This is a genomic window from Nocardia elegans NBRC 108235 (genome assembly GCF_001612845.1).
GTDB lineage: Bacteria > Actinomycetota > Actinomycetes > Mycobacteriales > Mycobacteriaceae > Nocardia > Nocardia nova.
In genome coordinates this window covers 1-26,207 of record NZ_BDBF01000021.1, presented here as the reverse complement: position 1 = coordinate 26,207, position 26,207 = coordinate 1, and the positions used below count along the sequence as shown (strand labels likewise).

20 protein-coding genes are annotated in these 26,207 nt (G+C 66.1%); 6 read left to right on the top strand and 14 right to left on the bottom strand.

Going from position 1 to position 26,207, the window contains the following annotated elements:
• Positions 1-8: 8 nt before the first annotated feature.
• The 3 genes from NE2_RS16400 to NE2_RS16390 form a co-directional block, all read right to left on the bottom strand.
• Positions 9-1,772, bottom strand: coding sequence for a 1-acyl-sn-glycerol-3-phosphate acyltransferase (locus NE2_RS16400; RefSeq protein ID WP_063027083.1), 1,764 nt, complete (start codon positions 1,770-1,772; stop codon positions 9-11).
• Entirely contained in the window at positions 1,769-3,235 is a 1,467-nt protein-coding gene (locus NE2_RS16395; protein ID WP_063027255.1) for an HAD-IB family hydrolase, read from the bottom strand. Before NE2_RS16395 ends, NE2_RS16400 begins: the two co-directional genes overlap by 4 nt.
• A 106-nt stretch (positions 3,236-3,341) precedes the next feature.
• Positions 3,342-4,937, bottom strand: a complete 1,596-nt coding sequence (locus NE2_RS16390) for an AMP-binding protein (protein ID WP_063027081.1) — start codon at positions 4,935-4,937, stop codon at positions 3,342-3,344.
• Between the two features lie 308 nt (positions 4,938-5,245).
• Here NE2_RS16390 and NE2_RS16385 point away from each other — a divergent pair, with 308 nt between their 5' ends.
• Complete coding sequence (locus NE2_RS16385) at positions 5,246-5,845, top strand: TetR/AcrR family transcriptional regulator (RefSeq protein WP_063027253.1); 600 nt, start codon at positions 5,246-5,248, stop codon at positions 5,843-5,845.
• Here NE2_RS16385 and NE2_RS16380 read toward each other — a convergent pair.
• Positions 5,840-7,396 carry an acyl-CoA synthetase gene (locus NE2_RS16380; RefSeq protein ID WP_063027079.1) on the bottom strand — a complete coding sequence of 519 codons (1,557 nt, stop codon included), beginning with the start codon at positions 7,394-7,396 and terminating at the stop codon, positions 5,840-5,842. The two genes, NE2_RS16385 and NE2_RS16380, sit on opposite strands and share 6 nt — an antisense overlap.
• Positions 7,397-7,523: 127 nt before the next feature.
• The gene (locus NE2_RS16375; RefSeq protein ID WP_063027077.1) at positions 7,524-8,153 is read right to left on the bottom strand and encodes a TetR/AcrR family transcriptional regulator; all 630 of its coding nucleotides are present in this window, start codon (positions 8,151-8,153) and stop codon (positions 7,524-7,526) included.
• A 72-nt stretch (positions 8,154-8,225) separates the two neighbouring features.
• Here NE2_RS16375 and NE2_RS16370 point away from each other — a divergent pair, with 72 nt between their 5' ends.
• The 3 genes from NE2_RS16370 (at position 8,226) to NE2_RS16360 (ending at position 12,874) form a co-directional block, all read left to right on the top strand.
• Complete coding sequence (locus NE2_RS16370; protein WP_063027075.1) at positions 8,226-9,305, top strand: LLM class F420-dependent oxidoreductase; 1,080 nt, start codon at positions 8,226-8,228, stop codon at positions 9,303-9,305.
• Positions 9,306-9,478: 173 nt separating this feature from the next.
• Positions 9,479-10,687, top strand: a complete 1,209-nt coding sequence (locus NE2_RS16365; protein ID WP_063027073.1) for an acetyl-CoA C-acetyltransferase — start codon at positions 9,479-9,481, stop codon at positions 10,685-10,687.
• Positions 10,688-10,708: 21 nt separating this feature from the next.
• Complete coding sequence (locus NE2_RS16360) at positions 10,709-12,874, top strand: 3-hydroxyacyl-CoA dehydrogenase NAD-binding domain-containing protein (RefSeq protein WP_063027071.1); 2,166 nt, start codon at positions 10,709-10,711, stop codon at positions 12,872-12,874.
• A 107-nt stretch (positions 12,875-12,981) separates the two neighbouring features.
• Here the strand turns inward: NE2_RS16360 and NE2_RS16355 are convergent, their stop codons facing one another.
• From NE2_RS16355 to NE2_RS16325, 7 genes are all read right to left on the bottom strand, one after another.
• Positions 12,982-16,434 carry a serine/threonine-protein kinase gene (locus NE2_RS16355; RefSeq protein WP_063027069.1) on the bottom strand — a complete coding sequence of 1,151 codons (3,453 nt, stop codon included), beginning with the start codon at positions 16,432-16,434 and terminating at the stop codon, positions 12,982-12,984.
• A 184-nt stretch (positions 16,435-16,618) separates the two neighbouring features.
• On the bottom strand, positions 16,619-17,173 hold the full coding sequence (locus tag NE2_RS16350; protein ID WP_063027067.1) for a flavin reductase family protein: 555 nt from the start codon (positions 17,171-17,173) through the stop codon (positions 16,619-16,621).
• A gap of 54 nt (positions 17,174-17,227) precedes the next feature.
• On the bottom strand, positions 17,228-17,806 hold the full coding sequence (locus NE2_RS16345; protein ID WP_063027065.1) for a hypothetical protein: 579 nt from the start codon (positions 17,804-17,806) through the stop codon (positions 17,228-17,230).
• A gap of 185 nt (positions 17,807-17,991) precedes the next feature.
• Positions 17,992-19,497, bottom strand: a complete 1,506-nt coding sequence (locus tag NE2_RS16340; RefSeq protein ID WP_063027063.1) for an aldehyde dehydrogenase family protein — start codon at positions 19,495-19,497, stop codon at positions 17,992-17,994.
• Between the two features lie 47 nt (positions 19,498-19,544).
• Positions 19,545-21,110 carry an acyl-CoA synthetase gene (locus NE2_RS16335; RefSeq protein WP_063027061.1) on the bottom strand — a complete coding sequence of 522 codons (1,566 nt, stop codon included), beginning with the start codon at positions 21,108-21,110 and terminating at the stop codon, positions 19,545-19,547.
• Positions 21,111-21,112: 2 nt separating this feature from the next.
• Positions 21,113-21,616 carry a ketosteroid isomerase-related protein gene (locus NE2_RS16330; protein WP_063027059.1) on the bottom strand — a complete coding sequence of 168 codons (504 nt, stop codon included), beginning with the start codon at positions 21,614-21,616 and terminating at the stop codon, positions 21,113-21,115.
• 28 nt (positions 21,617-21,644) lie between these two features.
• Entirely contained in the window at positions 21,645-22,097 is a 453-nt protein-coding gene (locus NE2_RS16325) for a ketosteroid isomerase-related protein (protein WP_063027057.1), read from the bottom strand.
• Between the two features lie 345 nt (positions 22,098-22,442).
• Between NE2_RS16325 and NE2_RS16320 the strand changes: the two genes are divergently transcribed.
• On the top strand, positions 22,443-22,856 hold the full coding sequence (locus NE2_RS16320) for an SCP2 sterol-binding domain-containing protein (RefSeq protein ID WP_063027055.1): 414 nt from the start codon (positions 22,443-22,445) through the stop codon (positions 22,854-22,856).
• A 46-nt stretch (positions 22,857-22,902) separates the two neighbouring features.
• Complete coding sequence (locus NE2_RS16315; RefSeq protein WP_063027053.1) at positions 22,903-24,141, top strand: acyl-CoA dehydrogenase family protein; 1,239 nt, start codon at positions 22,903-22,905, stop codon at positions 24,139-24,141.
• Positions 24,142-24,344: 203 nt separating this feature from the next.
• Here NE2_RS16315 and NE2_RS16310 read toward each other — a convergent pair whose 3' ends face one another.
• The gene (locus tag NE2_RS16310; protein ID WP_063027051.1) at positions 24,345-25,340 is read right to left on the bottom strand and encodes an ABC transporter ATP-binding protein; all 996 of its coding nucleotides are present in this window, start codon (positions 25,338-25,340) and stop codon (positions 24,345-24,347) included.
• Between the two features lie 34 nt (positions 25,341-25,374).
• Positions 25,375-26,064 carry a hypothetical protein gene (locus tag NE2_RS16305; RefSeq protein WP_063027049.1) on the bottom strand — a complete coding sequence of 230 codons (690 nt, stop codon included), beginning with the start codon at positions 26,062-26,064 and terminating at the stop codon, positions 25,375-25,377.
• Between the last annotated feature and the right edge of the window lie 143 nt (positions 26,065-26,207).

Sequence of the window (26,207 nt, the reverse complement as noted above, 5' to 3'; positions counted from 1 at the left end):
GTCTCCCGCTAGGGCGTCCGTCGTTCGGCCGCACGTCGCGACAACTGCCCGATCCGGTCCTGAATCGCCTCGATCTCTCGCCGAAAAGCCTTGCGGCGCAATTCCAAATCGGGCTGTGCGTCATCGAGCAGGCCGAGGTGGCGAACCAGGCGCAGCGCGGTCTGAAACATCTCCGCCGACGTGGATTCGGCGCTGGCGTTGCGGCCCTGCAGCGCCCACTGATGCCCGACCGCGAGGCACCGCTCCATGAACCACCCCTCATCGAATTCCGTCGAGCCACCGAGTTCGGCGAGCTGATATGCCACCACGGCGTAGGCGTCGATGAAGGGGCGCAACATCAGCGGTGCGACGAACAGGTCGAGGCGGTCGAGACATGCCGCGGCATCCCCGTCGACCGACCTCAACCCGATGGTGGCGCCGGTAATCAGATCGAGTTCGGTCTGCAGCGCGGCCGTGAATTCGGTTCGGCCGGCGAAGAAGAACTCGAACTTGAGCAGATCTCGCAGCCGGAGCGCGTCATCGAGTGTCGTCGAACCGGCGGGGTCTGTCGCGGACGCGCCCTCGAGGGCTACTTCGACGATCGCGCGCTCGATGAGGGCGTGGATCGCGCTGTTGCGGTATACCGCCGCGACCAGGTGCTGACTGGGCCGAATGCCCCATACCGTGGTGTCACCGCGAAAGCTGCTGAGTACGCCGGTCTTCACCAGATCCTGCAGGGCCCGCCGGACGGTCGCCCGGTCGGTGAGGTTCGCCGCGCCCGCCGTCTGCCAATTGCGTGCGTGCAGATAGTCGGCGAGTGGTTCCACCGTCTCGAGGACCTCGTCGAGCGTCAGTGCCCGATCGGCAGCGAGCAGCGCTATACAGACCACCGCCGTCGGAGCCACCGGGGTGGCGCGATTGATCCGATGCGAAACCTCCACGGCGATGCGCTCGATGGCGGTGGTTTCCGCGGCGTCGTTTTGCTTGAGTTCCCGGAGCCGCGACCGCAATTCGATCGGCTCACCGAAATCGACGTACACCCGTCCCAGACGACGCCGCAGTCCCCGCAGATAGCCGAAGAACCACCGCACATTCTCCGGTGTCTTCCCCTGTCCGCGCGCCTCCGCGGTGATCTTCTCCACCTCGTGGGTCGGCAGTTGGTCGTACAGGATCGAGACCGGCACCAGCAGTACATCCGAGCCCCGTTGCTCCTCGACCGCATCGGCGACATAGCGCAGTAATCCCATCCGCGGCGGTCGAAGCTTCCCGGTCCGCGAGCGGCCACCCTCGATCGACCAGATCATGTTCGAGCGATCGGCGACCAGTCTGCGGATGAATGTCCGAAGCGCCAGCTTGTACACCGGTATGTCGCCGGTCGCGCGCCGGATATGGACGATGCCGGTCCGGCGGGCGATGGTTCCGAGCGGAAAGAAGTCGAGATTGGCGCCGGCGAAGCCGAATGGTGTCCGCAATCCCAGCTCGACCAGTGCACTGGGAAATACCCATTCGTCGAGATAGGACCGATGCGAGATGAGGAACACCAGCGAATGCCCGCGATCGAGCGCACGGAGATCGGCCAGTCTCTCCTCATCGACCAAGCGGTCGTATCCGCGCAGCATCCAGCGCCCCAGACCGTGCCATTGGCGCAGCACGGTCTGGTTGTGGGTCGCGGACATCTCCTGGTGATGCGACCGGATCTCGTCGAGCACATCGTCGATCGGCCGGTCCAGTCGCTGTGCCAGTTCCGCGGCATCGTCTGCGTATTCGCCGAAGTCGACCGGGCGGCTGGTCATCGCTGCGCCTCCGATCCCGTGGACGGTGCCGATTCGGGCCAGTGCGCGAGGGTCTCGGCATACAGCCGACGCACCTGCTCGACCGAGCGGTCCAGGTCGGCCTTGGTCCAGCCGACCGTGGGTATCAGGTCGAGGACGACGACCTCCACGGTGCCGGAACGGACGGTTTTCGCGTTGCGCCACATCAACTCTCCGGCATTGCGAATGACGATGGGAACGATCGGGACCCCCGCCTGCATCGCCAAGTGGAAGGCGCCCTTCTTGAATTGCCCGACCCGGGGCGTGAGCGATCGCGTGCCCTCGGGCGAGATGACAATGGAGATACCGTCGGCCAGCCGCTGCGCCGCCTCGGCCAGGGCCCGGTGCGCTTGTCCGGGGTCGGCGCGGTCGATGAACGCGAAGTCGGCCATCGCCATCAACCGCCCGAACACCGGAATGGCGGCCGCCTCCTTCTTCGCGACGGCGGTGAAGCCGCCGCGTAGTATCGTCGTCGTCACCAGCAGATCGATGAGGGAACTCTGGTGATTGACCAAGAACACCGCCGGGCGCCGCGCCCACAGGTTGGCCTCGCCGATCACGCTCACATCGACATCACCGAGGGCCGATCCGAGATGGGCGAAAAGAGTTGTCGCCAAATCGATACCGCGTCGTCTGCTTCCGGTCAGCGCGCCGACGGCGATCCCGGCCACTCCGGATCCGGCGAGGGCGCCGTACATGGCGGCGGTGCGCAGTGCGGGCTTCGGATCCAGTCGTCCCGGGCCGCGGCGCAGCGACAATTCCGGCCAGCCGTGGCGGCGAGCGTACTCGGCCAGTTCGCGCTGCGCGTTGACCGCGCAGGGGCGGCCGACGCACGCCAGGAAGGGGACGTCCTCGGCTCCGTTCGCGTAGGCGAATGAATCCACAAGCCGGATGTCGGCCGCCTCGGCGAAAGTGACCACCGCGGCGGCCTTTCCGGCACCCCACGACGGGCGCCCGACGACACGCCCCGTCAGCAGACCGCCCTCCTCCTCGAGTTCGGAGCACACAATGTGGTCCACCTCCAGCTCGCGAGCCAGCGGCGCGACCTGGAACCGGGTGGCCGACGTCGCGATGACGACGGTGTGCCCCTGTCGCTGGTGCGCCTTGACCAGGCTCCACATTTCGTGGGACAGGGCCCCGGCGATGGACTGACTGAACAGGCGTGCGCCGAGTTCGTCGATATCGGCCACGGGCCGTCCCGACCAGCCCGCCACACCGCGGCCGAGCAGCTCACCGAATTGCTCCTCGGTCAGCGTGGGGCCGGCCATGGACCGGACGGTGTGTACCAGCTCGTTCAGCCCGATCTCGAAGTGCCGCAGGCGATGTGAATACAGCGCCTCGGCGGAATAGCCGTCGATCAGAGTGCCGTCGAAGTCGAAGAAGGCGCCGACGCCGGGGCCTTCGGGTGCCCGCCGAATCGCCTCCAGGGCCGCAGACAGTGACATGCGCGGATTGCCTCCTCGCGGCTCGATGGCCGGGCGGTCGATAACGGGAACGATCTCGCAACGGTCCAATGCTTCTACCCAACTGCTGCCCATAGCGCGGTCGAACTCAGTGCCGGTAGTAATCGCCGAACAACTTGCGCACGAGGTTCTTCTGGATCTTGCCTGTCGATGTCTTCGGCAACGCGTCGACGACGATCACCGCTTTCGGCACCTTGTACGGATCGACGTGGTGGCGCACCGCGGCCGTCAACTCGCTCTCGTCGATGCGGGTGCCCGGCTTGGCGACGACGACAGCGGTGATCGCCTCGCTCCAGCGATCATGGGGAAGGCCGACGACCACCGCCTCGGCGACGTTCGGGTCCGCCGCGTACACGGCCTTCTCCACCTCGATCGACGCGACATTCTCGCCGCCGGTCTTGATGACGTCCTTGTTCCGGTCGCTGAACCAGAGGATGCCGTCGCGGTCGATGTGCCCGATGTCTCCGGAGTGGAACCATCCGTGCGCGAACGCCTCCTCGGTGGCCGCGCGATTGTTCAGGTATTCGGTCATGGTGTGCGGGCCGCGGTAGACGATCTCCCCCTCGGCCCCCTGAGGTAGCCGGTGGCCGTCGGCGTCCATGATCGCGACTTGGATGTTCACCACCGGGGTGCCGACGGCTCCCGCATGGGACAGCTGGTGTTCGGGCCGGAACATGGTCGCGGTCGGACTCATCTCGGTCTGGCCGAACAACAAGTAGAAATCGCAATCGAAGGCGGTGATACATTGCCGCAGTTGAGCATCCGGCATCGGGGCCATGGCATAGCAGGCCCGGCGCAAGCTGCTGAGATCGCGCTCCTTCAGTTCCGGATGCTCGAGCATCGCGCGGTACATCATCGGAAGGCCGAAGATCTGCGTGATGGCCTCGCGCTCGATCTGGTTCAGCACCTCACCCGCGTCGAAGCCGCGGCGAACATAGATCGTCGCGCCGACCATCAGCGCCGCGGTGCAGTGGCAGTTGAGCTGCGCGGTGTGGAACATCGGCAGCATGGCGATGAATCGGTCGTCACAGCGGAACCCGGACTCCAGCGCGATGCTCATCGATTCCAGGTAGATCGCCGTGTGGTTGCCCACCACGCCCTTGGGAAACGATGTGGTCCCACTGGTGTAGAGGTAGGTGATCGGATCGCGATCATCGACGAGGTGCTCGGGTTCGGCATCGCCACCGGCAGAGGTCAATTCGGCGAAGGTCAACCGGGCACGCCCCGCAGGGGACTCCCACTCACCCGTGCCGTAGCCGGGCGCGACTATCACATCGGCGACTTCCGGCACCTGCCGCAGCGCATCGGAGATCTGTTCCAGCAGCTGGGTTTCCACCACGATTCCGCGCGCCGAGGAATGCTCCAGGACATACGCCGTCTCCTCGCTACGCCAGCCGAGATTGATCGGCACACAGATCACACCGAGTTTCGCGCAGGCGTAGTAGGTGACGAGAAACTCGGCGCAGTTACCGGATGCGAGCGCAAGCGAATCCCCTCGCCGGTATCCGCGATCGTGCAATGCGTTCGCGACCCGGTTCACCCACGTGTTGAGCGCGGCGTAGGTGTAGCGAGCATCGCCCTCGACGACCGCGATGGCGTCCGGCCGGCGGTCCGCGGTGCGGGTCAGGCTGTCACCGACGTTGACTCGGTGGATCAGATTGGCATGCAGTTCGGTGGCAGACATCGAGGTCGACTCCAGTCATCACTAACGGTTGCCGACAACGTTAACCGCAATTCACTAACTCCGGGGTCGTTCCGAAAAATCCGTCCGCGAATCCAGGTTTCCAGTGTTCAGGAGACACGTCTCGCGGCAGAGCTCGGCCTAGCACGCGGAGAAGCGACTACTTATTAACTAAGCAGCTCAAGCTCGGCAGGGTAAGCTCGCGTAGCAGCGGCTCAACACCAGAAGCGCCGATCTGGATACGGACTATTTCATCATTAGTCAACGAGGACTAACATTGGTCGGACTTGTCGCGAGCCAGGGAGGTCATCATCAGCGAGCAAGCAGCGTCCGACGTCGAGCCGCCGACCCGTATCCGCGACCCGGCGCGCAAGGATCGCATCCTGGTCGCGGCGGCGGATCTGGTGGCTCGCAGAGGTTTTCACGCGGTCTCCATGTCCGATATCGGTCAGGCGGCCGGTATCACCGGGTCGGGGATCTACCGCCACTTCGACAGCAAATCGGCCGTCCTGGTGTCGCTGTTCGAACAGGCGATCGACAACCTGCTCATGGACGAGCACACCATCGTGGAATCGGTCGCGGACCTGCGGCTGGCCCTGAACCGGCTCATCGACGGCCAGGTCGAGTTCGTGGTGGGCGACCGTGAATTGGCGCAGGTCTACCACAACGAGATCAACAATCTGCCCGATGAGGACAGCCGCCGGTTGCGACGCAAACAGCGGATGTACATCGAGGAATGGGTGCATCTGCTCGACGAGTTGCGCGACGACCTGTCCGACGCCGACGCGCGCGCCATGGTCCACGCCGCGATCGGCGCGATCCAGTCGTCGCTGTTCCACAACACGGGCCTGTCCGAGGACCGGTTGCGCCAACTGCTCGCCGACGCTGGGCGGGCCGTGCTGGGCCTATGACCCCAGCACGGGTGTGCGGCCCTCGAGGTATCCGGCCCGGAGCTTCGCCTTCTGGAGCTTGCCGGTGGGTGTTCTCGGCAGCTCGGACACGAAGTCGACACTGCGAGGCACTTTGAAATGGGCGATCCGCTCCCGCAGGAATCCGATCAGTTCCGCCTCGAGTTCGGGGCCGGGGCGTACGCCGGGGGCGGGCTCCACGACGGCCTTCACCTGCTCGCCGAACTCCGGGTCGGGTATCCCGATCACCGCGATGTCGAAAACCTTGGGATGCAGGGTGAGAACGTTCTCGATCTCCTGCGGGTAGATGTTCACACCGCCCGAGATGATCATGAACGCCTTGCGGTCGGTGAGGTAGAGATAGCCTTCGTCGTCGACTCGGCCGACGTCGCCGCTCGTGGTCCAGTTCGGATGTGCCGGGTGCTGCGCGGCTTTCGTCTTCTCCGGATCGTTGTGGTAGGTGAACGGCAGCGTCTCGCGTTCGAAGTAGATCGCGCCCACCTCCCCGACCGGCAGCTCGTGCCCCTCGTCGTCACAGATGTGCAGCACCCCCATTCCGGCCCGCCCCACCGAACCGGGTTTACGCGACCACTGCTCGGAGTCGATCATGGTGATCCCCATCCCCTCGGTGCTGGCATAATACTCGTGAAGGATCGGTCCCCACCAGTCGATCATCGCCTGCTTGACCTCCACCGAGCACGGCGCGGCCGCGTGGACGGCCACCCGGTGACCGGACAGGTCGAATCGCTCACGATCGGGCCATGGCAGTTTCAGCATGCGAACGAACATCGTCGGCACCCATTGGCTGTGCGTCACCCGATAGCGCTCGATGGCCTCCAGGGCCGCCACCGGCTCGAAGCGCGGCAGCACGACAACCGTTCCACCCAGGGCGTGCACCCAGCCACCGAAACGGAACGGGGCGGCGTGGTAAAGCGGTGCGGGGCACAGATATACGGTCTCTTCGTCGAATCCGTAGGCCTTGCCGAATACCGATACGTACGGATCGCCCGGCTCCCCCAGGCGCCGCTGCGGCAGCGGCTGTTTGATCGCCTTCGGCAGTCCGGTCGTTCCGGACGAGTACAGCATGTCGCCACCGACTCTGTCGTCGGGTACCGGGACGGCCTCGGTGGCAGCCAATTCCGTCTCGAAATCGGTGTGCCCCGCAATCCCACCGCCGAAGGACAACCGGCCCTCCACGGCGGGCGTCGAATCGATAATCGCTTGTGCCGCCGCGGCTTTACCGGCAGAGGCGATCACAATCCGCGCGCCGCAGTCGTTCACGATATAAGAGATCTCACCGGGGCTCAGGTTGTGATTGATCGCGGTCACGTACAGTCCGCTTCGCTGCGCCGCCCAGTACGCCTCGTAGTAGCGGGGACTGTTCTCCGACAGCAGCGCGAAGTTGTCCCCGCGCCGCAGCCCGCGCTCATGGAGCAATCGCGCCAGTCGCGTCGAACGGTCCTCCAACTGAGCGAAGGTCAGCGTCTCGTCGGTATCGGCCATGATCACAGCGGGCCGATCCGGTGTCCGCTGAGCGTATGCGCCCGGGTACATGGGGCCTCCTTACCGGCTGTCGGCACGGCCTCGTCGCCGCGCCGTGCACCGAGCGTGCACCGAATCACACTTGAAGTCAACACTGACTGTTGGTGCAGTCAAGACTGACTGCCAGCGCTTCGGCGCGCTACCCCGCCAGTAGAATTCGCGCCATGTCCCGCCACTGCGCGAGATGCGGATCCCGGGCCGGAGTGCGCGGATCGAACCCGTACGCCATCGACGCCCCTCGCATGCTGGACAGCAAGGTGTCGACCACCTGCTGATATCGCGGACGCGCGGACCAGACCGGCCCGAACATCACCGCGAGGGTTTCGTGAATCGCCTTCTGCAACTGCCGTTCCGCAGGCCGCAACGCCTCGCGCAACGAGTCGTTGTGCCGAGCCGCCACCCACAGCTCTATGGATGCCCAGAAGAAGGGCTGATGGAAATTCGCCCACATCTGGCCGATCGCCTCGTCGATGCGGGCCGGGTCGTCGTCGGGCACGGTGATCATCGATCCGACCTCCGTGCGCAGCTCGGCGACGCGCGCGGACGCCAGATGTTGGACGGCCCCCACCAGCAACTCGTCCCGGGAGGAGAAATGATGCAGTAACCGCCCGCGCGAGATGCCCGCCAACTCCTGGATCCGCAGCGTCGACGCACCCGCGTATCCGTATTCGGCCAGGCACTGCACGGCCGCGTCGAGAATCTGCTGACGGCTGGCTCGACTACGTCTCTCCTGCTGTTGCAGATAACTCTCTGCGCGCGTGGCTGCCATGACCTCGATACTACGACGCCACGGCCGAGTACAGTCAGCACTGACTGTAGGGCTCGTCGGAAGGAAAGCACCATGCTGGTCGACGGAAATATCGGCGGTTCGATCGACGGCACCGGCGGCGGTGACCTGACGGCCGTCGGCGAGCAGGTCCACTTCGCCGACCGCGTCGGATACGACGGCGTCTGGTCGACAGAAGTCGCCCGCGACCCATTCCTGCCCCTGCTGGCCGCGGCGCAGAGCTCGCCCCGGCTGCAATTGGGCACCGCGGTCGCCGTGGCGTTCGCCCGCAATCCGATGACGACGGCGATGGTGGCCAACGATCTGCACGCCTTCAGTTCGGGGCGGTTCATGCTCGGCCTGGGCTCGCAGATCCAGGCCCATATCGAGCGGCGTTTCAGTATGCCCTGGTCGGCGCCGGCCGATCGGATGCGGGAATTCATCTCGGCGGTACGCGCGATCTGGCACAGCTGGGAAGCCGAGGAGCGCTTGGACTTCCGTGGCGAGTACTACCAGCACACGCTGATGACTCCGATGTTCCGGCCCGAGCGCAACCCCTGGGGGACACCGCCGATCCTGCTCGCGGCAGTGGGGCCGAAGATGACCCGGGTCGCCGCGGAGGTCGCCGACGGCATCGTGCTGCACGGCTTCACCACCGAGCGATATCTGCGCGAGGTCACGATCCCGCTGCTCGAATCGGGACTGAACGCCTCGGGGCGCGAACGCGACCGGTTCACGACCAGCTATCCGGGACTGATCGTGACCGGCGCGGACGAGCGCGACTACGGCCGGGCACTGGACGCGGTGCGCCGGCAGATCGCCTTCTACGGCGCCACCCCCGCCTATCGTCCCGTGCTGGAACTGCACGGCTGGGGCGAGTTGGGCACCGAACTCCATCGCCTGTCCAAGTCCGGGGATTGGCAGGCGATGACGCGGCTGGTCGACGACACCGTGCTCGAAACCTTCGCCGTGGTCGGCGAACCCGGCACGATCGGCGCGCGGATCCACCGCCGATTCGCCGGGATCATCGACAGATTCACCCTGTACACGCCGTATCCGATGGCCGACTCCGTGCGCCGCACCATCATCGACGACCTGCACGAATCGGATGCCGTGACCCCGGAGCGCGAACGGGACGCGGCCCACGGCCGATAGCTACAGTCAGTATTGACTGTAGCTCGGCTGCTGGGTTATCTTCGGCTGGCACCGCGCCAACGCGCAAACCCGTCACCTGCCCAGCACGTGAGTCGTCGTTCACCCCGCCGAGCCACCGCGACAGCCGGGTCGTGCCCGCGATCGGGCCACCTGCGGAAAATAAGGAGAAGCCGATGCCGAACCAGGCCATCGTGTACGAAGCGATTCGCACACCCCGAGGTAGGGGGAAGAATGGATCGCTGCACAGCGTCAAGCCGATCGACCTCGTCGTCGGCCTGATCGACGAACTGAGGGCGCGCTTCCCCGATCTCGATCCCGCCTACATCGACGACCTCGTCCTCGGCGTCGTCACCCCGGTGGGTGATCAGGGCGGCGATATCGCCAAGGCCGCGGCACTGGCCGCCGGACTCCCGGAAACCGTTGCGGGCCTTCAGATCAACCGATTCTGCGCCTCGGGCCTGGAAGCGACCAACCTCGCCGCCCAGAAGGTCGGCTCCGGATTCGAGAGCCTGGTGCTGGCCGGTGGCGTGGAATCGATGTCGCGGGTACCGATCGGCACCGACGGCGGTCCGCTGTTCAACGACCCGGCAACCGCCTACGACCTGCATTTCGTCCCTCAGGGCATCGGCGCCGACTTGATCGCGACGATCGAGGGGTTCACTCGCGTCGACGTCGACGCCTACGCCGTCCGCTCGCAGCAACGTGCGGAAAGCGCCTGGACCGGTGGGTATTTCACGAAGTCGGTGGTGCCGGTGAAGGACTTCAACGGAGTCACCGTGCTCGACCACGACGAGCACCGGCGCCCCGGCACGACGGTCGAATCGCTGGCGGCGCTGAAGCCGTCGTTCGCCGCCCTCGGCGCAGCCGGCTTCGATGCCGTTGCGCTGCAGAAGTATTCGTCGGTGGAGCGCATCGACCACGTCCACCACGGCGGCAACAGCTCCGGCATCGTCGACGGTGCGGCACTGGTCCTGATCGGAAACGAGGAGGCGGGCAAACAATTCGGGCTCACGCCCAGGGCACGTATCGTGGCGACCGCGGTATCGGGCGCCGACCCCACCATCATGCTGACCGGTCCGCGCCCGGCCACCGAGAAGGTGCTCGCCAAGGCGGGGCTGAGCCTCGACGACATCGACCTGTTCGAATTGAACGAGGCCTTCGCGTCGGTGGTTCTCAAGTTCCAGAAGGACCTCCGTATCCCCGACGAGAAGCTGAACGTCAACGGCGGCGCGATCGCCATGGGCCATCCGCTCGGCGCCACCGGCGCGATGCTCGTCGGCACCGTGATCGACGAACTCGAGCGCCGCGGCGAACGCCGGGCACTGGTGACGCTGTGCGTGGGCGGCGGCATCGGCATCGCGACCATCATCGAACGCCTCTGAGCAGGAACGGAATTCGGCATTATGACACAGGCACAGACGATCCGCTGGGAGCGCGGCTCCGACGACATCGTGGTCCTCACCCTCGACGATCCCGCCGCCTCGGCGAATACGATGAACGGCGCGTTCTTCGTATCGATCACCGCGGCGGTCGACCGCCTCACCGCCGAGCGCGACACGATGCGCGGGGTGGTGCTCACCTCGGCGAAGAAGACGTTCTTCGCGGGCGGCAACCTCGACGATCTCATCGCCGCGACGCCCGACGACGCGCAGTACTTCACCGACTTCTGCAACGGCATCAAACAGCAGCTGCGCCGGCTCGAGACCCTGGGCCGTCCCGTTGTCGCCGCGATCAACGGCGCGGCGCTCGGCGGCGGGCTGGAACTCGCACTGGCCGCCCATCACCGCGTCGCGGCCGCCAAGGGCGTGGTCGTCGGCCTGCCCGAGGTCGGTCTGGGACTGCTGCCGGCGGTCGGCGGTGTCACCCGCACCGTGCGCCTGCTCGGTGTGGAACGCGCGCTGAGCGAGGTCCTGCTGACCGGGACCCGGTTCAAACCGCAGCAGGCGCTGGAACTCGGATTGATTCATCAGATCGTGCCCACGGCCGACGAATTGGTTCCGGCGGCCAAGGCGTGGATCGAGGCGAACCCGGAGGCCGCCCAGCCGTGGGATGTCAAGGGCTACGCCATCCCCGGCGGCACCCCGGCCGATCCCAAGCTGGCGTCGCGCCTGCCGATCCTGACCGCGACCGTGCACAGCCGGTCGAAAGGCGCCCCGCTGCCGGCCCCGCGTGCCATCCTGGCCGCGGCCGTGGAGGGGTCGCAGGTCGACTTCGACTCCGCCACATCGATCGAGACCCGCTACTTCATCCCGCTGGTCACCGGCCAGATCGCGAAGAACATGATCCAGTCGGCGTTCTTCGACATCCAGACCGTGCAGGGCGGCGCCAGCCGTCCCGCAGGCGAACCCGCCTTCGCGGCGACGAAGGTCGGCATCCTCGGCGCCGGGATGATGGGTTCGGCCCTGGCGTATGTGTGCGCACGAGCCGGATTGCCGGTGGTACTCAAGGACGTCACCCTCGACTCGGCGGAGCGCGGCAAAGCCTACGCCGAGAAGCTCGAAGCCAAAGCGGTGGCCCGCGGCGCGACGACCGAAGCGAAGTCGAAAGAGCTTCTCGGCCGCATTCGTCCGACCACCGAGGCCGGCGATCTCACGGGCGTGGACTTCGTCGTGGAGGCGGTGTTCGAGGATGTCGCACTCAAACAGCGTGTGTTCCAAGAGATTCAGGACATCGTCGAGCCCGATGCGGTACTCGGGTCCAATACCTCCACACTGCCGATCAGCACGCTCGCCGAAGGCGTGAAACGGCAACAGGACTTCATCGGAATACACTTCTTCTCGCCCGTCGACAAGATGCCGCTGGTCGAAATCATCACCGGGAAGAACACCTCGCAGCAGACATTGGCGAAGGTCTTCGACTTCACCCAGCAGATAGGCAAGGTTCCGATTGTCGTAGGCGACAGTCGCGGCTTCTTCACCAGCCGCGTGATCATGACCTTCCTCGACGAGGCGGTCGCCGCCGTCGGCGAAGGCGTCACCGCGGCCCTGATCGAGCAGGCCGGTGCGCAAGCCGGATACCCCGCCCCGCCACTGCAACTCATGGACGAGCTGACTCTGACGCTGCCCCGCAAGATCCGGCAGGAGAAGCGGGCCGCGATCGAGGCGGCCGGCGGGCGCTGGTCCGCGCACGGCTCGGAAGCGGTGATCGACAGCATGATCGATGAATTCGATCGCAAGGGTCGCTCCACCGGGCGCGGCTTCTACGACTACGACGAATCGGGTAAGCGGATCGGCCTGTGGCCCGGGCTGCGCAACGCCTTCGGATCGGGCACGAGCGACATCCCGATACGCGATCTGCAGGAGCGCATGCTGTTCGCCGAGGCACTGGAAACCGTGCGCTGCTTCGACGAGGGCGTCCTGACCTCCGTTGCCGATGCCAATATCGGATCGTTGTACGGGATCGGCTTCCCGAGCTGGACCGGCGGCGTGCTGCAGTACATCAATGGATACGCCGGCGGAGTGCCCGGCTTCGTCGCGCGCGCTCGCGAGCTGGCGGAGCGTTACGGTGATCGCTTCTGCCCGCCGGAATCATTGCAGGCCAAGGCCTCTCGCAGCGAGATCTACCGCTAGTCCGGCCCGTCACGGAGGGGCACTCGCCGCGCGGTGCCCCTCCGTCGTGTGGTTCGCACGCTAAGAGGCGAGTCGGCGCCTGGACGCATGTCGGCACCGGATCCGGGTCAGGACAGGACGGCGTCGACGAATGCCGCTGGCAGCAACACCGGCCCGTCATCAGCAGCGCCGCTCTCCGCGATGTGCCGCACGATCGTGAGTACCGCGGGATCGCCGTAGCGAAGCAGGCCGATCAACGATCGTTCCGCGCACAGGCGTGCGCACGGCAACAAGCTCCGCGCGGCCTGCTCCGTCTCACCGGCGGCGGCCAGGCAGCTGACCAGCAGCAGATTGGCCCGCAACAAGGCCCGGGGCCGGTGCTGTCCGGCGATCCGGTCGACCAGGGCGCGCGCGAGGGCACATGCCTCGGCCGCCGCCGTGATCGATTGCCGCGCGAGCAACTCCCGGATCACGGACTCCTGCGCCAGCTCCGCGGTGACCAGCTCTACCCCGTTCGCCGCGCCGTCCGAGCCCGGCGACGTGACCTCGTCGGCCGGCGGATCTCCGGCGGGTACGGGTATCCCGGCCCGGACGCACTCGTTCACGATGCGCGCTGCCAGACGCGGCAACGACAACGTGGTGGCCATGCGCCACCCATCGTGCAAGCGTCGCCGGGCGCTGTCGAGATCACCACGCAACGCCTTGATCCGGGCTCCCGTTCCGAACGTGGCGAGCATCGAGTCGACGATGCCGCCCTCCAGGCCGAGTTCGTACCCCTCGTCGAGCAGACGTTCGGCGGCGTCGATATCGCCCTTGTCGAGCAGCAGATCCCCCAGCAGGGCGCCGGCAATGCGCGCGGCATGCAACCGGCCGCCGCCGCTTTGCTCCGCGACGCGGACCGCGGTACGGAAATTGTCCTCCGCTGTGGTGATATCGAGTTCCTCGTTCGCGGCGATGCCGTCGAAGCTGTAGCCGTACATGACGCTGAACGGCCCGCGCATCCGCCGGTGATAGTCGATCGCCCACTGTTGCCTGCGGTGCGCCGCCGCGAAGTCGAAGCGGTAGATCGCAGCGAGGGCGTCCATATCGGCCGCCGTGGTGACGACCCACGGGTGCAGTTCCTCCGGCCGGTTCAGTGCTCCGGCTACCAGTTCGGCGACACCGCCGAGACGATCGCCGGAGACTCGAACCGCCGCGTCGACCACGTCGGCTTCGATCTCCACGGCGTCCTCGCATCCTCCGCGATTGTTCCGGAGCAGTGAACGAACCTGCGCCAGAGCGGCATTCGCCGCATCACGTCGTTGCAGGAGCAGATTGGCCCACACCTTGGCCAGCTGCAAGCGCGGGTTGGTGGTCACCGTCGGCGGCGGCAACTTGTCGATCACCGCCAGCAGCGCCGGCATCTGCGACTGTTCGAGGAGGTGGGTTCCGTCCCGCTCCACCTTTTCGACAGCCCAGTCCTCGTCGCCGGCGGCCAGTGCGTGATCGACCGCCTCGCGCAGGAACCGGTGGTCGGCGAACCATCGGTACGCCACCCGATGCAGGTCGGTGATCCAGTCGGGATGGTCGCGCTCGAGCCGGCGGCGCAGGAACTCGGCGAACAGGTGGTGATATCGAAACCAGTCCCGATCGGTATCGGATCTGATCAGAAACAGATCGCGGGCCTCGACCTCCTCCAGCAGCGCCGTGGCGTCCGGCATACCGGACAGCGCCGAGGCCAAGCTGCCCGACAACCGCTCGGTGACCGAGGTGCGGAGCACGAACTCGAGTAGCCGGGGTTCCAGTCCGTCGAGCACATTCTCGGCGAGGAAATCACCGATCGCGTGGTGGCGGCCCGACAAGTGGCCGATCAGATCGCTCGGATCGTCGGCGCCGCGCAGCGACAACGCTGCCAGTTGCAGTGCGGCCACCCAGCCTTCGGTCGACTCGGTCAAGTGGGCGATGTCCGCGGGCCCCAGTGCCGGTCCGCCGGCGCCGGCGAAGAAGGAGCGTGCTTCGGATATGTTGAACCGCAGGGTATTCGAGTCTATTTCGACCAGTTCGTCGCGGACCCGCATCCGGCTCAACGGCAGACCCGTCCGGCTACGGCTGGTGACGATCACCTGGAGGTGATGGCATCCACGCTCCAGCAGATAGCCCAGCGCCGAGATGGTCTCGGCGTCACTCACCCGATGCCAGTCGTCGACGACCAGGGCGACCGGTTGGGCGGCGGCATGGATCCCGTCCACCAGAGCGGACAGCACATAGGGCTGCGCCGCGTCGCCGTGCAGTTCGAGTAGTCGCTCGAGTTTCTCGCCCAGTTCGGGCGACACCGGCCGCAGCGCCTGGACCAGATGCACGAGGAACCACACGACGTTGTTGTCGTCCTGGTCGATGCTGAGCCATGCGACCCGCACGTTCTCCCGGGTGAGCGTGTCACGCCACTGCGAGGCCAGGGTGCTCTTCCCGAATCCGGCCGGAGCGTGAATCACGACCAAGCGCCGGCGTTGCCCGGCCCGGAGCCGTTCGACGAGCCGCTGCCGCACAACCAGCGGGCGGGTCGAGGTCGGCGGCCGGAATTTGGTCGATGCCGCCGGCGGCGTGTACACGGCCGGTCCGGTCCCCGGAGCACCGGCGGGCGACCGTGGCACGGCCGGTGCGCGGATGGTCGAATTCTTTTCCGCTTCTTCTAATTCCGCCTCGGTGGGAAGCACCATCCGATCGACCGGGACATCGTGGCGACGCTGCGCCGCGCACAGTTGCCCGCCCAGTCCTGCGGCCGAGACCTGCCGGTCCCCCGGGCGTTCCGACATCGCCTGTTCGATCACGTCGCAGACATCGTCGGGGATGTCGCGCACCCGCAGATCCGGTAGCGGCTCGGAGGTGATTCGCAGGAACTGTGAGACGAGCTTCTCGCCGGTGCGGCGTTCGAACGCGGCGTGACCGGTGATCAGGCAGAACAGGGTCGAACCCAGACTGTACACATCGGAGGCAACGGTCGGGGGCCGTCCCCGCAACACCTCCGGCGCGGTGAACGCGGGAGATCCGGTGACGATGCCGGACGTCGTGACGAAGGCACCGGAGACATGGGCGATACCGAAGTCGGTGAGTTCGGGTTCGCCGAAGTCGTTGACCAGGATATTGGCCGGTTTGACGTCGCGATGCAGTATTCCCGCGCGGTGGGCCGTTTCGAGCGCGCCCGCCATCTTGATCACGATCCGGACCGCGTCGCTCCACGGCAGTGGGCCGTCGCGTTCGATCCGTTCCTGCAGCGACCGTCGCGGATGGTAGGGCATCACGATGTAGGGCCGCCCCTCCGAGAGCGTGCCGCTGAACAAGATGCCGACGATATGCGGATGTACCGAGAGCTTGCCCATCGCCCGCTGTTCGCGCAGGAACCGCGAGCGGTTCTCCGAGTCCAGCTCGGCCGTGAGCACCTTCACCGCCACGGTTCGCTGCAGTGCTGACTGTTCACAGCTGTAGACCACCCCGAAGCCGCCCTGCCCGATCGGAACGACGGTCTCGAAACCGGCCGATTCGAGCTCCGACGCAATGCGTTCGGTGAGATCTCGTCGCGCTCGCTGCGGATCGAAGCTGACCATCGATCGGCCCCATCTCCCGACATCCACCCGTACCGCGCGGGACCGGAAGTGATTCACCGCCCCGGCAGACGTCCGGCCCGCCTGCTGGCGTACCGCCAGCATACCGCCGCGGACTCGCCGGCTCCCGAGATCGAGACGACCTCGGATGCCATCGTGCGGCCCGAACACGGCGGAACCTGTTCGGCTACTCGTCGAGTGGGACGGCGCAGGAGTAGGCGCCCTTGTGGTACAGCAACGGCTCGTGCACCCGTTCGCCATCTTCGTCCCAGTACACGCGCACGACGCGACAGACGGCCAATACCGAGTCACCGGCCGGAATCAGCTGCTGCACCTCGGCGTGAATCCAGGTGGGTGTCCCGTGCAATACCGGCTCGCCGGTGTCCAGTGGCGACCACAGCGACTCGTCGGAGAACCTCTGATCGGCGCTCCGCGAGAATCGCTGCGCCAGTTGAAGTTGGTGGGCGCCGAGCAGATGGACGACTACCGATTCCGCGGCCTGCAGCGCCCCGAGACTCGACGACGTGCAGGTGATGTTGAACGACACCAGGGGCGGATCCAGCGACAGCGATGCGAACGAGGTCGCGGTGAAGCCCACCGGGCCGCTCCGGGAGTTCAAGGTGACGATGGTGACTCCGGCCGCGTGGCGGCGCAGAGCGGCGCGGTACTCGACAGCACTGACACTGCGGAACCGGTCCGGCCGGGCGGACAGGTCCTCGGCCTTGTCGATCGAGTTGGACATGAGTTCCTCCTGAATACCGTCCGGGACGGCAGTGGTGATGGGAGCCGATGCGCTTCAGGCCGGTTGCCGATGCTGTGCGCCGCGGCCGGTACCGGACCGCAGCGCCCGCCTTCGCACGGCCTCGACCTGTTCCGGGCACAGCGGCGCACCGCTCGACCCGAGCCAGGGCAGTGTCCGGAAGGCGATGTGCCCCAATACCTCCGAGTTGACCAGCGGCCGCAGGGTCACCCCATCGGCGACGTGCACGGCGTGGATGTCGGCGACCAGGCCGGCCAATCCGGTCGGTGTTCCGACGTACCGTAGCGAGGCCGGAACCGAGGGAGCCGCGAGGCGGCTGTCCAGCCGTGCGAGTTCGCGGCGCGCTGTCGGCGCGTCGTGCGCGATCATCACTTCGAGATCGACCAGAACGATCACAGCGGACGAGTCGTACCCTTCCCCGCTCGCGGCGGCCTTGATCCGGGCGGTCTGTCGTTGTGCGTCGGCGAGGTCGGGCGCCTGGATCCGCACGATGGAGGACGGTCGGCGCTGGGCCGGATCGACACCGGTCAGGTTCAGCCATTCGTCCGGACCCATGGCGTACCCGTCGCTCGCGGCAGCCTCGTGATGACCGGCGCTCGCCAGCTCCAGTGCCACCTGTAACGGGGGCCTTGCTCCAATTATCCAGCGCGACATAGTCGTTCCATTCCTGTCCTCGGATCCCGGCCTTCCGCCTCCGGTGCCGGGCCACCGCCCGGCGATATCGCGCGGGCCCGGCGGGGACGGTGGTTCGCGCCGCCAGCGCGCGAACCACCCTCCCCCGCCGTGGGGCGATCGGAGCGTCAGCCCGCGACCGGATCGATCACGATGGCGAACGCCTTGTTCTCGATACCGCCCGACCGGTCGAGCGAGATGAACTTCTGCTCGGTGTACTCGTCGAGCGCGTCCGGCCCGCCCTCGCGACCGAGACCACTTTCCTTGTACCCGCCGAACGGATACGCCGGGTGGATCACGTGCCAGTCGTTGACCCAGACCATGCCCGCGTCCAGCTGCCGGGCCACCTCGAGCGCGCGCTCCTCGCTGCCCCAGACACCGGCGGACAAGCCGTAGTTGGTGTCATTGGCGATCTTGATCGCCTCGTCCACGGACTCGTAGGACAAGACGGTGAGCACCGGGCCGAACACTTCTTCCCGCGCGATCCGCATATCGTTGGTGACGCCGACGAAGATGGTCGGCTCCACCCAGTAACCCTTGGCGAATTCCGGTCCCGACGGAGCCCGCCCGCCCAAGGCGACGGTGGCGCCTTCTTCGGCCGCGATCGTGAAGTAGTCGAGGATGCGGTCGCGCTGCACCTGCGAGGCGATCGGGCCGACATGGGTCGCCGGATCCAGCGGATTACCGAGCTTCAGTGTCGACGCCCGCTCGACCAGCCGGGCCACGACCTCGTCGTACCTGCTCGCGGGCACCAGCAGCCGGGTCCCGGCCTCACATGCCTGACCGTTGTTGGCCATGCAGGCGAACAGCGCGCCATCCACGGCGATATCGAGATCGGCATCGTCGAGCAGGACGTTGGCGCCCTTGCCGCCGAGTTCGAGGGTGACCCGCCGAATGGTCTGGGCGGACTGCCGCAGGATGCTCTTGCCGACCACGGTGGACCCCGTGAACGCCACCTTGCGGACATCGGGGTGACCCGCGAGGTAGGCACCCACCGGATCGCCGTCACCGGTGATCACGTTGAGCACGCCGGCCGGCAGACCGGCCGCTTCGAATTCCTTGGCCAGTTCGAGAGCGAGCAGCGGCGCGTGCTCATCCGGCTTGAGCACCACGGTATTTCCGGCCGCGAGCGCGGGGGCGATCTTCCACACCGTGGTGAGCAGCGGGATGTTCCACGGGACGATGGCCGCGACCACGCCCAGCGGCTCGCGGCGCACGAGGCCGACCGCGGGAACCGGACCGATCTCCGGACCGCTGGTCTCCCATGCGTAGTTCTCCGCCAGCGAGGCCAGGTACTGGATCTGCGCCACCGACAACCCGACGTGCAGTGCGCCGGTGATCCGGATGGTGGCGCCGTTCTCCTGGGTCTGCAGCACCGCGAGTTCGTCGATGCGACCGCCCAGCCGAGTGGCGACCTCGTTGAGCACGGCCGCGCGCTCGGCCGGCGGCGTGCGCCGCCAGGTGCCCTCTTCGTGCGCCGCCTTGGCCGCGGCCACCGCCTGGTCGACCTCGGCGACGCCGCCCTTGGCGACCGTCGCGACGAGTTCTTCGGTTGCGGGACTGCGGATTTCGTAGATGTCGCCGGTGTCGATCCATTTGCCGTCGACGAACAGTGAGTAGTGGGGGGTACTCATCGGTTACTCCTGATGTGATGTGAACCGTCGGATATGGCGCGGGCGCGTCATCCGATTTGGCGTTCCCGCCCTTGCCAATACGGCGCGCGGATCGCTTTCTTGTCGACCTTGCCCGCCGGATTCACCGGCACACTGTCGACGAACTCGACCGTCTTCGGCGCGGGAACGCTACCGAGGGCGGCCTTGACGTGGTCGATCACTTCGCGCTCGGTCAGCCGCGCCCCCGGTTTCACGACGACCACGGCATGGACGGCTTCGCCCCACTTCTGGTGCGGTATGCCGATCACCGCCGATTGCGCCACCGCCGGATGGGTCGCCAGCGCGTCCTCGACCTGCCGCGGAAAGACGTTGAACCCACCGCTGACGACCATGTCCTTCTTGCGGTCGACGATGTAGAGGAACCCGTCCTCGTCGAGCCGGCCGATATCGCCGGTGTGGACCCATCCATCGCGCAGCGCTTCGTGATTGCGGGTCGAGTCGAGGTAGCCGAGCATCTGGCCGAGTTGTTTCGAGCAGATCTCGCCCGCCTCGCCGACCGGCAGCGGCCGACCGTCCTCGTCCTGAATGCTCGCCCGCACCTGGAACATTGGGCGCCCCGCCGACGCGAGGCGGTCGATCCAGACCTGTGAATCGAGCCGATGCTCGTTCTTGCGCAGGCATGAGACGTAACCCTGCTCGGTTCCGGCGTAGGTCTGGATGAAGATCGGCCCGAAGACCTCCAGTGCCTCGCGCAGCCGCTCGGGCGTGATCGGCGATCCCGCGTAGATCACGGTCTGCAACGAGGACAGGTCGTGTTCGACGCGTGCGGGATGATCCAGCAACAGATAGACGATCGTGGGAACCACCGCGGTCGCGGTCACGCCGAACCGCTCGATACTGTTCAGCAGGCCGTCGACTTCCAGTCCCGGCAACATGACGTTCGTACCACCGCGCACGAAGGTCGGCATTACGAAGATCTGGCTGAAGTGGGTCAGCGGCGCACCGTGGGCGAAGACCTCACCGAACCGGATGTCGCCGATCTCGAGTCCTGCCGAGATGCTGTACTGCGCCCAGGTGAAGTGGGAGTTCACCACACCCTTCGGCTCCCCGGTGCTCCCCGAGGTGAACAGGACATACGCCTCGTCGTCCTCGAACAGCGCCAGGTCGGGCCGGATGGTCGGCTGGGCCCGGAAAAGTTCCGAATAGTCTTGTGCGTCATTCGGATTCGATTCCGGGCTGCCGCCGATCCGAATCAGATTCTGCAGTTTCGGCAATTGGCCCCGGATCGCGGCGACCTTGTCGTCGAACTGCGCGTGGTAGATCAGCGTGGTGGCGTCGGTCTGCGAGAGGTTCGATCGGAACCCCTCGGCGGCCGATCGCGTCGGCAGTTGGACGAGCACGCCGCCGGCCGCCCAGATCCCGTGCTGGGTCGGGATGAACTCCAGGCAGTTCGGCAGCAACAGTCCGACTCGTTCGCCCTTCTGCAGACCCAGCGCGACCAAGCCATTGGCCACGCGGTTACGCCATTCGCCCAGCTCCCGGTATGTGATCGACCGGTCGCCGTCGATGATCGCCACCGAGGTGGAGTAATAGGTGCACGCCCGATCCAGGACGTCCGGCAACGTACCCCACATGGTCAGGAACCGACGAGCGTCGACGGATCGAAGCCCTCGACCCAGTACTCGGGAGTAATGATCGGCACGCCCAGCTCCTGCAGCACGGGAGTGTCGTTCCAGTAGGTCGTCTCGCGCGCGATCTTGCCGTCGGCGTCGAGCTGGTGCCAGGTGATGCCCTGGGTGGTCAGCGTCTTGCCGCCGGTCGGGACGCCGCGGTAGGTCTCGAGGCCCTCACCGGTCCACTGCCAGCGGATCACCACGGCCGGGTTGCCCCTGGTGCCGGCGAGCGAGAAGCTTTCGAACACGTCGAATCGGTGGATTCCTACGCCGTTGGACGCATCGGTATTCGCGAACGGCGCCAGCCGGGGCGCGAGTTCTTCCTTGGTGATGGCCGTGGACAGAACGTGATCACGATCGGCGTGGTCGTCGTAGACCAGGTCGTCGGCGTACAGCTCGACCGCGGCCTGCGTGTCGGTGGTCAGCGCCTTGATCCACCGCTGTACATGTTCGTCGTGCGTGCTCATAGTGAATTCCCTTCGGAGAGTGGTTGATTCAGGCGGCGACGGCCGGCTTCGTGACCGAGCGCGACTCGATCGGCAGGCCCAGCTCGCCGACGGCGGTGGCGACGTCCCAGAGGCTTGCTTCTTTGATGATCAAGCCCTCGCTGTTGTAGACGTGGAAGGTGATGCCACGGGTCCCGGGCACCTTGCCGTTGGTGGGAACGCCGACGAACGCCGTCGCTGTCGGCGCCTGCCAGGTCCAGCGGTAGATCGCCGATTTCTCGTCGCCGACCACCTCGTCGATGCGGAAATTGTTGATGCCGATGCCGTTTTCGGTGTCCTTGTTCGCGTACGGCGCGAAAACGCGCAGCAACTCGTCACGGTCGGTGATCTTCTGACCGAGAATCGGGTCCTCGAAAACAAATCCGTCACCGTACAGCGCGACAATTGCCTCGGGGCTCTCCCGGAATGCCTTCAGCCACTTGATCGCAAAAGTATGACTCATGAAAGTTCGCTCTCCCTCGGTTCGTCAGGAACACCTTCAAGGTATTGCGATCCACATCACTGATTCGACTTCCTCTCGGAGGAAAAGCACCGCTCTAAGGGGGGATGCCACCCCGTGGGCCGCGGCGCGTGCGCCTGGTGACAAGCGCGAAACCGCGGCATCCCCCCGGATCCGCGCGCGGGACGGGTATCCGACCGGCGTCACCGTCCTGCACGAACCCGGACGCCGCCTGCTCGCCTCGAGTTTCTCCCCCTTCGTTGGTCTCAAATCCCTCTTCCGGGAGGTGTGGGAAATCCTCACCATTGCCAGACTGGGCTGCACACACTCGGAACAAAGGGTTGATCCATGAGCACCTTCAAAAATGCCGACGAGGTCTACACCTATATCGGCGGAATTTTCGATATCGCCACCAAGGAACAGTCGTTCGTCGACGCGACCGCCGGCACCGGACTGGTCGTCAAGCTGATCCAGACCGACCCGGATGCGGTGCTGGTCATCGACTTCCCGGGGCAGAAGGTCACCACCGGTGATGCCGCGCGGGATCTGGACGCCACGGTGCAGCTTCGGATGTCGTCGGACAACAGCAACCGGTTCTGGCAGGGCAAGCTCAACTTCACGCTGGCCATGGCGCAGCGCAAGGTCAAGCTCGACGGCAAGCGGTCGGTCGCGTTGAAGCTGCTGCCGCTGACGGCCGGACTGTTCGACGTCTACAAGAAGCTGCTCGTCGACAACGGCCGCGAAGATCTGCTGATCCGCTAGAAAACCCCTCTCCCCCAACACCTCTCACCCCAATCAAGGAGCAGACATGCTGAAACCGGATATGACCGACGAAGAATTCCAGCCGTACTTCGAGAAGGCTCGACAGGTCTCGGAGTTCTTCCGGGAGATCGGACCGGAGTACGACGAGAAGAACACCTTCGCCTACCCCTCGATCAAGGCGTTCAAGGACTCGGGCCTGGGCGCGCTGCCCGTGCCGAAGGAATTCGGCGGACCGGGCGGCAGCCTGCTGCACGCCTCCAAGGTGATCAGCGAACTGTCCAAAGGGGATTCGGCGATCACCCTGGCCTACAACATGCACTACATCATGGTCGGCATCGCCGGGAGCCTGATGAGCGAGGAGCAGAACAAGTACTGGCTGGGCCGGGTGGCCGACGGCGACCTGATCTTCGGCCCGTTCTCCGAACAGCGCGCCGGCTTCAGCGGCCTGGCCGATATGAAGGCGGTCCCCCAGCCGGAGGGCGGCTGGCGGCTGTACGGCAAGAAGACCTGGGGCACGCTGTGCGAGGCCGCCGACATCATCACCACCAACGCGACCATCACCGACGCCGAGGGAAACCTGCCCGAGGACTTCCAGGAGCGGGTCAACGCCGAAAGCTTCTTCATCGGTGAGTTCAAGGTCGACGAGAACGGCCAGGGCGACGGCATCCGGATCGAAAAGACCTGGAACGCCTTGGGTATGCACGCCACCGGCACGCAGACCATCCACTTCGAGGGCTACTACGTCCCCGCCGAGGGATTCATCTGCGAGTGGCGTACCGGCGCCTTCGGTGTGCTGGAGTGGGCCTCGCTGATGTTCGCCAGCATCTACCTGGGCATGCAGTACCGGGTTCTCGAAGAGTCGCGGGCGGTGCTGTCGAAGAAGACTCTCGGCGCCACCTTCGGCGCGATCGTCGCGCAGGACACCAAGGTCGCCAATGTCGGCCACATCATCGACGGCATCGGCGATATGGCTTCGCGCGTCGAGATCAGCCGGCGTGTGCTGTACCAGACCTGTCAGGAACTGCTCGACGGCAAGGACGACGAGTGGCCGCTGGAGCTGCGCTTCCCCTACATCGGCCTGGCCAAGACCTTCATCGCCGACAATGTGCTGCACATGACGCGGCACGCGATGAGCATGATCGGCGGCTCGTCGTTCCGCAAGGGCACCGTCTTCGAGCGTCTCTACCGTGACGCCGCGGCCTCGATGTTCCAGCCCCTCAATGGCGACCAGTCCCGCACCTATATCGGCGAATTCCTCTTGCAGCCTGAGGAACTCGCGAACTGACCTCGCGCGATCGACGAAGTAACCCCCCGGCCGCGGCCGGGGGGTTACTTCGTTGTTCACTTGTGGATGTCCCGGGGGACAGGGCGAGAGGATCACTGCGGGGGAAGGTGGCCTCGGATGAGCAACCACGCTATCGCGGTGACGAGGTGCTGGATGGGGTCGACGAGGTCGATGATCATGGAAACTCCTTGCCGCGCAACGTATCAGGCCGACAGCCCGGCCGGTTCGAAGGTCTCCTCGATGGCCCGGCGAGCCTGGGCGGGCAGGGTGTGCAAAATAGCGCGCACCCGTTCCTGGCGGCGGGCCGCGGCCTGCCGGAAGGGCATCCCCGGGGTCGGTTGCATCTGCGCCACGATGCCCTCGATATCTTCCACGCCCCCGGCGTGGTGACCGGCGTCAACGAGCGCCTGCTCGTGTGCCATCTGTGCCTCGTCCTTCTCCTCGCTCATGCCGATCGGGCCGATCATCCGGCCGTTGAGGAACTGCCGGACCACCGGCTCGTCGCTGGTGAGCAGCACCTCGCGCGGGCCGAACATGACCAGCTCCCGGCGAAACAACATGCCGATGTTGTCGGGCACGGTGCGGGCCAGGTTGATGTTGTGGGTCACGATGAGGAAGGTGGCATCGATCTGGGCGTTGATATCGAGGAACAGCTGGCTGATGTAGGTGGTGCGGACCGGGTCGAGTCCGGAGTCCGGCTCGTCGACCAGGATGATCTGCGGGTCCAGGACGAGCGCGCGCGCGAGACCGGCGCGTTTGCGCATACCGCCCGAAATCTCGCCCGGCAGTTTGGTTTCCGCGCCCGTCAGACCGACGAGGTCGAGTTTTTCCATGACGATCCGGCGGATCTCTGACTCGGATTTCTTGGTGTGCTCGCGCAACGGGAACGCCGTGTTGTCGAACAGGGTCATCGAGCCGAACAGCGCACCGTCCTGGAACAGCACGCCGAACAGCTTGCGGATCTCGTAGAGTTCCTTCTCGCTGCACTCCAGGATGTCGGTGCCGTCGATCAGGATCGAGCCGTATTCCGGCCGCAGCAACCCGATGAGAGATTTCAGGAACACCGACTTGCCGGTACCCGAGGGGCCCAGCAGCACACTGACCTCACCGGGCGGCAAGGTCAGCGTCACATCACGCCAAATCGTCTGCGGGCCGAACGATTTCGTCAAACCCTCGACATGGACTTCGACACCACTCATGATGACTTCTCCTTTGCCTGCGATGCTCTGGCGGTCAGAACAGCGGATCGAATCGGTTGATCAGCCAGCGGCCGTCCACCTCGGTCAGTCCCACGCGCAACGCGTTCTGCGACTGCGATGGTGCGGGATTGCCTGCGACAGTGGTGGTTTGGTTGATGTAGACGATCACCGTCGCCCGGTCCCTCGACACCGATTCCACTGCCGCGCCGACGGGTGCGGCCCGCATGGTCACCTGCTTCTCCTTGGCGGCGGGCCCGACCACGGTATCCGCCAGTTTTCCGTAGGTTTCGAGAAAATCGCCGGTCAGCCGTGCCTTGGCGGCGGCGAGATCCTGGTCCACCCTGTCGGGTTGGTAGGACAGCACCGCCACCGCGCTGTCGGAGGCGGCCTTGGCGACGGTGTCGCGGGCGTTCGCCAGATCGCCGTCGGCGGGACGCTGGATCAGCGTCTGCAGCGAAACAAGCACTGCCAGAGCGAGAATCGGCGGGGCGGCGGCGAGCAGCAGCCGGCGCCCGCCGGCGCCGCGGCGGCGCAGCACCGCGTTCCAGCCCGCGAAGCCCAGGGCGGCGGCGATGACGAGGCCGCAGAGCACCTCCATCCAGAGCGGACGCCCGAGCACGGAGGTGATCATCAGCGTGGCCGCGGCGAGGACGACCAGCGGAACGAGATCGGCCGCGGCCGAGGCGACGCGGCGAAGATACCGGGTAGAGGTCTGGATGATCATTGGACGAATCCCACCTTCGAGAGCTTGAATTTCCCGCCGACCCGGGCCACGTCGACGCGCACCTGATACTGCTTCGGCGCGGTGTCGACCTGCACTCCGCTCGGCGGCGCGGGCGTCGCCGGACTGCCGGGAGCCGGTGCGGC